This window comes from Amazonocrinis nigriterrae CENA67 (assembly GCF_016056305.1).
In the GTDB taxonomy this organism is placed as follows: domain Bacteria; phylum Cyanobacteriota; class Cyanobacteriia; order Cyanobacteriales; family Nostocaceae; genus Amazonocrinis; species Amazonocrinis nigriterrae.
Genome location: NZ_JAECZC010000089.1, coordinates 1 through 2407, shown reverse-complemented (window position 1 = coordinate 2407; position 2407 = coordinate 1). Strand labels below are relative to the sequence as shown.

Annotated in this window: 1 protein-coding gene; it reads left to right on the top strand. The window is 43.6% G+C overall.

Translation table 11 applies throughout. The features are described 5' to 3' along the window. Window positions 1-380 precede the first annotated feature (380 nt). On the top strand, window positions 381-2407 hold a 2027-nt coding region (locus tag I8748_RS29605; protein ID WP_198128067.1), incomplete at its 3' end, for a PA14 domain-containing protein.

Here is a 2407-nt window from a genome sequence, read left to right as displayed (position 1 = left end):
ATATATAACTAAGTGATAAAAATATATAGAACAGTTGAGTGATGAGTATTATAGCCTCTAGCATAACTGGCTTCTTGCACTAGTAATATTAATTACATAGATGGAAACGAGTAAAACTAACTCTACTTTCCATGCACTATAAAAGTAATCTTTAGTATTTCTGTTGATACATTTTTCTCGACATATTTGCTTCTTAAGGAGACCAAGAAAAATAGATTGTCGGAGTATTAATCGATCTAAATCAGAGGCTAAAAAAGCTGCGAATTAGATATATGCATTTTCATTTCCATGCATATTCTCCGCAGATTTTCCAAACAAAGCTAGTCCTGAAACCTCCATCAGGGCATTAGTTTTAACCTTCTTTTGAGGTATATATCTCCATGAGTGACAACACCAGCCTGCAAAGTTCATCGGTTCTTGACCCATCAGTCAGTTCACCAAGTGCTACTAAATCGTCTCTAGACATAACTCAACAGCCACAAATCAATAGTTTAGTTGCTGCTAGCGACAGCACGTCCTCTCAAGGGAACGGCCTCTATGCAGAGTATTACGACAACAAAGACTTCACCAACCTAAAGCTAACTCGCATAGACAACAAAGTTGACTTTAACTGGGCTTCGGGTTCTCCTGACTCATCCATAGGTGCGGATACTTTTTCCGTGCGTTGGACAGGTCAAGTACAAGCCCAGTACAGCGAGACTTACAACTTCTACACCACCACAGATGATGGAGTGCGACTGTGGGTAGATGGTAAGCAAATCATCAATAGCTTTGTCAATCAAGCTGCCAAAGAAATCAGCGGCACAATCGCATTGGTTGCAGGACAAAAGTACGACATCAAGCTAGAGTACTACGAAAATACTGGCCAGGCCGTTGCCAAACTTGCTTGGTCAAGTGCTTCTACTGCAAAACAAATCATTCCCCAGTCCCAACTGTATAGTGATACCGATTTCACTCCTCCCAGCGCTACAGTAAATGCTGCTACTCTAACTACACGTGATGGAAACAGCTATACTTTCACAGTTACCTACAGTGATGTGACAGCCGTTGATGTTACCACTTTAGATAATAACGATATAGTTGTGACCGGGCCAAATGGGTTCAGTCAATCAGCAACACTTGTCAGTGTAGACAGCAACAGCAATAGTGGTCAGCGCACCGCCACATATAGTATTACTTCTTTGCGAGGGGAAATTTGGAGTAGCGACAACAATGGCACCTATACCATCGCGTTGCAAGCTAACCAAGTCAAAGACACTAGAGGTAATTCAGCTACTGCTGCTGCTGATATAGGCAGTTTCCAAGTAAACATAGCACCTAACACAGGCATAGGTACGGGACTCAAAGGAGAGTATTACGACAATATAGACTTCACCAACCTAAAGCTAACTCGCACAGATAGCAAGGTTGACTTTAACTGGGGTTCGGGTTCTCCTAACTCATCTATCGGTGCGGATACTTTTTCCGTGCGTTGGACAGGTCAAGTACAAGCCCAGTACAGCGAGACTTACAACTTCTACACCACCACAGATGATGGAGTGCGACTGTGGGTAGATGGTAAGCAAATCATCAATAACTTTGTCAATCAAGCTGCCAAAGAAATCAGCGGCACAATCGCATTGGTTGCAGGGCAGAAGTACGACATCAAGCTAGAGTACTACGAAAATGCTGGCCAGGCCGTTGCCAAACTTGCTTGGTCAAGTGCCTCTACTGCAAAACAAATTATTCCCCAGTCACAACTGTATTTACCAGCCCTCGCACCTACTATCACCTTGGGTTCATCTGTCACGACTGTGAAGGAATCTGCTGGTAATGTGATTATCAATGTGGTACGGAGTGGTGAAGATTTAAGTGGCACGTCTTCAGTTCGGTATGCCACTACATCTGTGAGTGCTACACCAGGGAGTGACTACGGCACGAAAGACGTTACAACTGAAGTCACGGGCAGGGTTACATTTGAAGCGGGAGAAACTAGTAAACAGATTTCCATTCCGATATTGAATGATTCAATAGCAGAATCAGATGAAACCTTGACTTTCGTTGTCGATCAAGTGGAGGGAGCAGATCTAGGATTGCAGAGAACTCTCACAGTTACAATTGAAGATGACGATCGCACCGATCTAGACTTTACTCAACCACAAGTCAAGGAAGATGCTGGTACTGTTCAGGTGACAGTGACACGAAACTACACTGGGACGGCTGCTAGTGTGGACTACACAACCGTGGATGATACTGCTAAAGCTGGTTTAGATTACACAGCTATATCTGGAACCTTGAACTTTGCAGTCGGAGAAAGCAGTAAAACAATCAACATCTCCATTCAAGATGACACTGTTGCCGAATCCAATGAACAGTTTAGTTTGAAGTTCAGTAACGCCATCGGTGTGGGACTGGGCCAAGACACAGC